This is a genomic window from Parafrankia sp. FMc2 (genome assembly GCF_041008525.1).
Taxonomy (GTDB): domain Bacteria; phylum Actinomycetota; class Actinomycetes; order Frankiales; family Frankiaceae; genus Parafrankia.
In genome coordinates, this window is record NZ_JBFLUG010000101.1 from 18,709 (window position 1) to 27,157 (window position 8,449).

Consider the following 8,449-nt stretch of genomic DNA (forward strand, 5'->3'; position numbering starts at 1 on the left):
ATCTCCGATGGTGAGCGAGGACAAGCTCGTCGAGTACCTGAAGCGGGTGACCGCCGAACTGGAGCGCACCCGCCGCCGGGTTCGCGACCTCGAGGCCCGGGAGACCGAGCCGATCGCCATCGTCGGCATGGCCTGCCGCTACCCCGGCGGCGTCACCACCCCGGAGCAGCTGTGGCGGCTGGTCGACGACGGCGTCGACGCGGTCGGTGAGATCCCCGCCGACCGCGGCTGGGACCTCACCTCGCTCTACGACCCCGACCCCGACCGGGTCGGCACCTTCTACACCCGCTCGGGGGGGTTCGTCGCCGACGCCGACCACTTCGACCCCGCCTTCTTCGGCATCTCCCCGCGGGACGCACTGGCCGTGGACCCCCAGCAGCGGCTCCTCCTGGAGACGGCGTGGGAGGCGTTCGAGCGGGCCGGCATCGCGCCCGAGTCGCTGCGCGGCAGCCCGACCGGCGTGTTCGCGGGTGTCATGTACGCCGACTACGGTGCCCGTCTGTTCGGACATCCGCCGGCCGAGCTGGAGGGGCAGATCGGCAGCGGCAGCGCCGGCAGCGTCGCCTCCGGCCGGGTGGCCTACACCTTCGGCCTGGAGGGGCCGACCCTCACCATCGACACCGCCTGCTCGTCATCGCTGGTCGCCGTGCACCTGGCCGCGCAGGCACTGCGGGCCGGTGAGTGCACGCTGGCGCTCGCCGGCGGGGTCACGCTGATGGCGACGCCGTCGGTGTTCATCGAGTTCAGCCGGCAGCGTGGGCTCGCGCCGGACGGGCGCTGCAAGGCCTTCGCGGACGCCGCCGACGGCACCGGCTGGGGCGAGGGCGCCGGGCTGCTGCTGCTGGAACGGCTCTCCGACGCGCAGCGCGCCGGGCGGCCGGTGCTCGCGGTCGTCCGGGGCACGGCGGTGAACTCGGACGGGGCGAGCAACGGCCTCACCGCACCCAACGGGCCGTCACAGGAACGACTCATCCGCCAGGCCCTGGCCACCGCCCGGCTGTCCGGGGCCGAGGTGGACGCCCTGGAGGCGCACGGCACCGGCACGACGCTCGGCGACCCGATCGAGGCGCAGGCCGTGCTCGCCACCTACGGCCAGGACCGCCCGGCCGGCCGGCCGCTGCACATCGGTTCGATCAAGTCGAACATCGGGCACACCCAGGCCGCGGCGGGTGTCGCCGGCATCATCAAGATGGTCCAGGCCATCCGCCACGGCCGGCTGCCGGCGACGCTGCACGTCGACCGGCCCAGCTCCCACGTGGACTGGTCGGCGGGCGCGGTCAGCCTGCTCACCGACCCACAGCCCTGGCCGGACGTCGACCGGCCGCGCCGCGCCGCCGTCTCGTCGTTCGGGATCAGCGGCACCAACGCCCACGTCATCCTGGAGCAGGCCGTCGAGCCGACGGTTGGCGAGCCACCGGCGGGCGAGGCCGACGGGTGGGCCGCCGGGCCGCTGCCGTGGACGCTGTCCGCACGGACCGGTGCGGCGCTGGCCGGGCAGGCCGCGCGGCTGCGTGCCCACCTCGTCGACGACCCCGGTCTGCGTGCCGTCGACGTCGCGCACTCCCTCGCCACCGCGCGGACGCGGTTCGACGAGCGCGCTGTTCTCGTCGCCGCCGACCGGGCCGGGCTGCTGCGCGCCCTGCGAGCACTGGAGACCGGCAGCCCGGACGTCTCGGTGGCCCGCGGGCGGCGCAGGCCCACCGGGCCGACGGCGTTCCTGTTCACCGGCCAGGGCAGCCAGCGGCCGGGGATGGGCCTGGCGCTGTACGAGCGCCACCCGGTGTACGCCGATGCCTTCGACGAGGTCCTCGCCGCTCTCGACCCGCAGCTCGACCGCCCGCTCCGCGAGGTCGTGCACGCCGACCCGCGCAGCGCCCCGGAGACCGCCGCACTGATCCACCAGACCCGCTACACGCAGCCGGCGCTGTTCGCCCACGAGGTGGCGCTGTTCCGGCTGGTGGAGAGCTTCGGCGTCCGTCCCGCCCAGGTGGCGGGCCACTCGGTCGGCGAACTGGTCGCCGCGCACGTCGCCGGCGTCCTCAGCCTGGCGGACGCGGCGGTGCTCGTCGCCGCCCGGGCACGGCTGATGGCCGGCCTGCCCGCGGGGGCGATGAGCGGCTTCGACGCCACCGAGGAGGAGATCGCCGACCTGCTCGCGGACCGCGCCGACCGGCTCTCGGTCGCGGCCGTCAACGCCGCCCGCTCGCTGGTGGTCTCCGGCGATCCGGCGGCGCTGGCGGAGGTGGAGGAGATCTGGCGCGACCGCGGCGGCCGCGTCCGCCGGCTCACCGTCTCCGGGGCGTTCCACTCCCCGCACACCGACGCGCTGCTGCCCGCCTTCCGCGCGGTGGCGGCAACGGTCACCTTCCGTCCACCGACCATCGGGATCATCTCCAACGTCACCGGCCGGCCGGCCAGCCCGGACGAGATCACCACACCCGAGTACTGGACCCGTCACCTGCGGGCCACCGTCCGGTTCGCGGACGGCGTCGCGGCGCTCGCGGACCTCGGCGTCGACACCTTCGTCGAGATCGGCCCGGACGCGACCCTCACCACCCTGACCGGACGCGTCCTCGCCGAACGGCCGTCCGGGGCCGCGCGGCGGACCGTCGTGGCAACCGCGCGCCCGGACCGCGGCGACGACGAGGCACTGCTGCTCGCGCTCGGAGCGCTGCAGGCGCACGGCCACCCGGTGGACTTCACTCCGCTGTACGCCCGGCACGCGCCGAACCGGGTGACTCTGCCGACCTACGCCTTCGACCGCCGCCGCTTCTGGCTGGACGTCCCACTGACCGGCCGGCCCGCCGACCCGGGTGACGCCGGCCGGGCCGGCGAACCGGCCCGGCCGGGCGAGCGCCGGTTCTGGGACCTCGTCGACACGGCGGACGCGACCGCGCTCGCCGCGACGCTGCGTGTCGACCCGGACGCCCCGCTGCGCTCCGTGCTGCCATCACTGGCGGCCTGGCGCCGCTCCGCGCAGTGGCGGTACCGGCTGGCCTGGAGCCGGGTGGGCGACACCGCCGCCGCGACCTCCGCCGCCGCTGGCCGGCTCGACGGCCGCTGGGTGCTGCTGATCCGCCCGGACCAGGCCGGCGAACCCCTGGTCACCGCGATCGACGCCGAACTGCGCCGGCACGGCGCGACGGTCGACGACGGAACGGCCGACGCGCGCACGCCCGCGGGCGTGCTGAACCTGCGCGCACTGCCCGGGCCGGGCGGCACAGCTGGGCAGCCGCCCGCCACCGCCGCTGTCCTCGACCCCGTCGGCGAGGCCTGGCCCGACGTCCCGGTGTGGCCCGACGTCCCGGTGTGGCCCGACGTCCTGGTGTGGACGGTGACGCGGGGCGCCGTCGCCGCGGTCGCGGCCGACCCGCCGCCGGATCCGTCCCAGGCCGGGGTGTGGGGACTGGTGGCCCGGCTCACGGCCGACCGGCCGGCCCGTCCAGGTGGTCTGGTCGACCTGCCCGCTACGGACGGGACCGTCGCGAACGGGGACGCCGGGGACGACGGGGACGACGGGGACGGCCTCGCAGGGGTGCGCCAGCTGGTCCGGGCGCTGGCCGGCGGGACCGAGGAGCAGATCGCCCTGCGCGCCGAGGGCCTGTTCGCTCGCAGGCTGCGGCCGGTGCCGGCCCCGGCGCGGGCCGCAGCCGCACAGCCGACCGGCCCGTCGAAGGGTCGGCGGGACGATGACCGGCTGCCGCCGGGCACCGTCCTGGTGACCGGTGGGACGACCGGCCTCGGCGCGCACGTGGCGCGCCGGCTCGCCCGCGACGGCGCCCAGCGGCTGGTACTCACCCGGGAACCGACGGGTGCCCCGGTCAGCCCGGGCAGCCCGGAGGACGTGCTGCTCGTGGAGCTCGCCGCGGCCGGCTCCCGCACCGCGGTCGTCGACTGGGAGCCGGGGGACGCGAAGGCGCTCGCCATGCTGGTCGCCGCGATCCCGGCCGGGTACCCGCTGGTCGCGGTCGTGCACGCACTGCCCGACCTGCCCGCCGACGCGGCCACCGCGTCGTTGCGCGCACTGCGCGAGGCCACCGCGGGCACGCCCGCCGCCGGCGGCGCAGCGCCCGCGGTCCTGGTGCTGGCGCCGACGTCCGCCGTGGTCGACCTCGACGGGCCGCCCGAACGCGCGGAGCTCGAGGCCTGGGTGGATGCGGCTGTCGCGGGCGCCCGGGCTGAAGGGCTCCCCTGGGCCTGCGTCGCCTGGGGGCCGTGGCGGGACGGCGACACGTCACCCCCGGCCGCCCCCACCCACGCGCCCGGGCTGCGGCCGGTTCCCGTCGACCTCGCGCTCGACGTGCTGGGTGAGGCGCTCGCGGAGGTCCTCGACGACCGGTCCGGGGCACCGGCACCCGACCGCGGGCGGCTGGTCCTCGCCGACGTCGACTGGGCCGTGCTGCACGCCGCGCGGCCCCGGCCGGCCGGACTGTTCCGCGAGATCCCCGCAGCCCGGGGCGCCTGGTCCGAAGACGGCGACGGCGACGGTGGTGCTGGGCGCGGTGGCGGGAAGGCGCCGGCCCGGGAGTGGACGGCCCGGCTCGCGGCGAGCACCGGCCCGGAGCGGGAGCGGGTGCTGCTCGACCTGGTCCGCGACCAGGCCGCGGCGTTGCTGGGGTTCGCCGCCGCGGAGGACGTCGAGGCCGACGCCGAGTTCCTGGCGATCGGCTTCACCTCGATGACGGCACTGGAGCTCAACCAGCGGTTCCAGGACCTCGCCGGCCTCGCGCTACCCCCCACCGCGATCTTCGACTATCCGACCCCGACCTCGCTGGCCCGGTTCCTGGCGGCCCCGGCCATCCCCGCCAGCGCCTGAGGGCGCGCGGCACCACGGCACCGACCTACAAGGAGCCAAAGTCACCATGACACAGACGGTCATCATCGCCGGCGGCGGACCGGTCGGTCTCCTGCTCGCCATCGAGCTGCGCCTGGCCGGCGTGCCCACGGTCGTGCTGGAGCGACGGCCCGAGCGCGACACCGAGTCCTTCTCCCGGCTGCTGCACGGCCGCTCGGTCGACCTGCTCGCCCAGCGCGGCCTGCTCGACGAACTCGGCGAGCTGCCCCGCTGGCCCTTCGTGCACTTCGCGCACTTCCCGCTGGACCTCACCCTCGCCGACCCGAGCGAGTACTGGCTGATCGTGCCGCAGAGCCGGGTCGAGCGGCTGCTCGCCGACAGGGCGGTCGCACTCGGCGCCGACCTGCGCACCGGCACCGAGGTCGTCGGGGTCGCCCAGGACGCGGACGGCGTGACGGTCAGCGTCCGGCCGTACGGCGACGGGGACGGGGACGGCGGCGGGACCGAGATCCGGGGCGCGTACCTGGTCGGGGCGGACGGCCAGAACAGCACCGTCCGCGAGGTCTCCGGGTTCGAGGCACCCGCGGTGGGCCCGTCCTGGTACGGCACCGTCGCCCACGTCGAGGACTTCCAGGGGCCGCCCAGCGGGACGACCGGGCCGGGCGGGATGTTCGGCGCGCTCCCGGACGCCGCGTTCCACGTCGTGATGACCACCGAGTTCGACCGGCCGACGCCGGGACACGACGAGCCGGTCACCTTCGACGAGGTGCGGGCGAGCGTCCGCCGGGTGACCGGCGCGGACATCGAGCAGGGCCGGCCGCGCTGGCTCGCCCGCTACGGCAACGTCACGCGGATCCCGACCTCCTACCGCAACGGCCGGGTGTTCCTCGCCGGCGACGCGGCCCACGTCCACTTCCACGCGGTCGGCCACGGGCTCAACACCGGTCTGAACGACGCGGCGAACCTCGGCTGGAAGCTGGCCGCCCAGCTGTCCGGATGGGCACCGCCGGACCTCCTCGACAGCTATGACCAGGAGCGCCGCCCGGTCGGTGCACGCGCGGCCGAGGTCATGCTCGCCCAGCTCACGCTTCTGCACCCGTACGAGACGGTCCGCCCGCTGCGGTCTCTGTTCGGCGAGCTCACCGACATCCCGGAGGTGGTGCGCCGGCTCGTCCGGCCCGTCACCGACGTCCGCTACCGGCTGGAGGCGTTCGGGGAGTCGGCGGACCCGGCCCTGCTCGGCGGCCGGGTGGACGACCTTGCCGCCGTCGCGGCGCCCTTGCGGGCGGGCCGGGGCGCCCTGCTGGACCGCTCCGGCGGCGAGGCCGATCTGTCGGTGGCCGCCGACTGGAAGGCCCGCGTCGACGTCGTCACCGCGCCCGCGGCCACGCCCGTCGCCGCCCCGGCAGCCCCGGCCGCGCGGGCGGTGCTGGTGCGACCGGACGGGCACGTCGCCTGGCTCGACACCGCCGGCGCCGGGGAGCCGACGGACGTGAAGGGCCTGTCCGCCGCGCTCGCCGCCTGGTTCGGCGCCGGAGACGGCGGTCCGGTGTCCTGAGCCGCCCCGCGGCCGCACCCTGAAGGCCGGGCGAAACACGGACATTCCCCGACCGGCCGCCAACCGTCCGCACAGGAATCATGACGCCTGGCCACAATGTTGCCCAAACGGAATCGACTCTCATATAGTCCGCGATGCCGTCTGGAGTTCACCTAGCCGGTCGAGATACCAGGGAATCCGAACCAGTGGGGCGGGACGTCGGAAATGGGACGCACGAAACGGGCGACGCGGGCAGCGATCGGGCTGGGGCTGGTGACACTGCTGACGGTCGCGTGCGGGTCGGAGGGAAGTGACGCCGACGCCTCGCCGGCACCGGCAGCGGCAGCCGGGGGGGCGGTGGATCTGAGCAAGGTAACGCTCAATGTGATTGATCCCCTGCGCCTCTCGGAAGCAGAACTCGAACCGGCAGGCGTGGCAGACACTCCGTACAAGGTCAACTACATCACGGTGGCAAGTGCCGCGGAGACGTCGGCCGTGCTCGCCTCCGGCAAGGCCGATCTCGTCCTCGCCGGGGACGTGGGGTTCTCGGCCTTCGCCGCGGCCGACCTGCCGATCACCGCCATCCGCGCGGTCGAGATCCCGCGGGCCTGGTGCGGCATCGTCGTCCCCACCGACTCCCCGATCCGCACCGTCCGCGACCTGGTCGGCAAGAAGATCGCCAACCTGAAGAGCGCCGGCTCCGAGATCGTGGCGATCAACGCCTTCGAGAAGGAGGGGCTCACCTACTTCGACGACGCCGACGTCGTGAACTTCGCCACCGTCGGGGACGTGGTGGCCGCCTACCGCAGCGGCCAGGTCGACGCCTGGGCCGGGTGCAGCGCTCCGGTGTACTCCTTCGTCAGCAGCGGCGCGGCGCGCTTCGTCGTCGACGGCAGCTCCGGTCCGTGGCGCGGGAACAACCTCTGGGCGGGGTCGGCCGCGGCGCTGGGTGACCCGGCCCGCGAGGCCGCGATCGTCGACTTCCTCCACCGGGCCGAGGCCGGCTACGCGTGGGGCCAGGACAACGTCGACCAGCTCGCCGAGGCCCAGTCCAAGCTGGTGGGTGCTCCCGCCCCGATCCTCAAGGCGCTCTACGCCGTCGGGGAGATCAAGGGTGTTCCCATCAGCAGGGAGGTCACCGACGGGCTCACCCAGACCTATGACCTCGAGGTGGAGCTCGGCAACATCAAGCCGAGCACAAAGGATTTCTCGACGTACATCACCGACAGGTACAACGCACGTATCGACAACGGCTGAGCCGGTCCGATGAGATTCGCCACCGCCCTGCGCCGGGCCTGCGTACCGGTTCTGCTGCTGGCATTCTGGCAGGTGCTGGCCAGCACCGACGTGATCGACGAGCGGCTCTACTCCTCGCCGGAACGGATCGCTGACACCTTCGTCGAGCTGACCCGGGACGGAACCCTGCAGGACAACGTCGGCGTCTCGCTGCTGCGCGCGCTCGCCGGGCTGGCCCTGGGCGCCGGCCTGGGGCTGCTGGTCGGCCTGGCGGCAGGGTTGTGGCGGCTCGCGGAGGAGACCGTCGACCTCACGATCCAGATCGTGCGCACCGTGCCGGTGTTCGCGTTGACCGGTCTTTTCATCGTCTGGTTCGGCATCGGGGAGACGCCGCGGATCGTGCTCATCGCCAGCGCCTGCTTCTTCCCCATGTACCTCAATGTCTACAGCGGGGTACGGGGCGTCGACCGAAAGCTCCTCGAGATGTCCGACTCGATGGAGGTGGGATCACTGTCGGCAATGCGCCATGTGCTGCTGCCGGGTGCCCTGCCGTCGGCACTGGTGGGGTTGCGCTTCGCACTTGCCTATTCCGTACTGGCACTGGTGATCGCCGAGACGATCAACTCCCGGAACGGCATCGGGTACCTGCTCAGCAGCGCCCAGCAGTACCTGCAGACCGACATCATCTTCACCTGCGTGCTGCTGTACGGCGTTCTCGGTGTGGTGTCGGACGTCCTCGTGCGGATCCTCGAACGGGTGCTCCTGGGCTGGCGTGCGGGGGTGGAGGCACGATGACCACTCCCCAGCCCGGTCCCGCGCCCGTGTCGATGTCCAAGCCCACCCCCGCAACTGGCCCGTAACACACTCTGCAGCTCACGCAG

At 74.4% G+C, this 8,449-nt stretch carries 4 protein-coding genes; all 4 read left to right on the top strand.

From position 1 onward, the window contains the following. Positions 1-10: 10 nt before the first annotated feature. Positions 11-4,816 carry a type I polyketide synthase gene (locus tag AB1460_RS26435; protein WP_420497373.1) on the top strand — a complete coding sequence of 1,602 codons (4,806 nt, stop codon included), beginning with the start codon at positions 11-13 and terminating at the stop codon, positions 4,814-4,816. A 46-nt stretch (positions 4,817-4,862) separates the two neighbouring features. Further along, positions 4,863-6,353, top strand: a complete 1,491-nt coding sequence (locus tag AB1460_RS26440; RefSeq protein ID WP_368964818.1) for an FAD-dependent monooxygenase — start codon at positions 4,863-4,865, stop codon at positions 6,351-6,353. A 204-nt stretch (positions 6,354-6,557) separates the two neighbouring features. Continuing rightward, positions 6,558-7,589 (top strand): ABC transporter substrate-binding protein, encoded by a 1,032-nt coding sequence (locus AB1460_RS26445; RefSeq protein WP_368964819.1) that lies wholly within the window; start codon positions 6,558-6,560, stop codon positions 7,587-7,589. Between the two features lie 9 nt (positions 7,590-7,598). Beyond that, positions 7,599-8,363 carry an ABC transporter permease gene (locus AB1460_RS26450; protein WP_368964820.1) on the top strand — a complete coding sequence of 255 codons (765 nt, stop codon included), beginning with the start codon at positions 7,599-7,601 and terminating at the stop codon, positions 8,361-8,363. Positions 8,364-8,449: the final 86 nt, after the last annotated feature.

Bases quoted from the DNA above. Each gene is read 5' to 3' on its own strand.
- AB1460_RS26445 (WP_368964819.1), top strand. From the start codon at position 6,558: ATGGGACGCACGAAACGGGCGACGCGGGCAGCGATCGGGCTGGGGCTG.
- AB1460_RS26440 (WP_368964818.1), top strand. From the start codon at position 4,863: ATGACACAGACGGTCATCATCGCCGGCGGCGGACCGGTCGGTCTCCTG.
- AB1460_RS26450 (WP_368964820.1), top strand. From the start codon at position 7,599: ATGAGATTCGCCACCGCCCTGCGCCGGGCCTGCGTACCGGTTCTGCTG.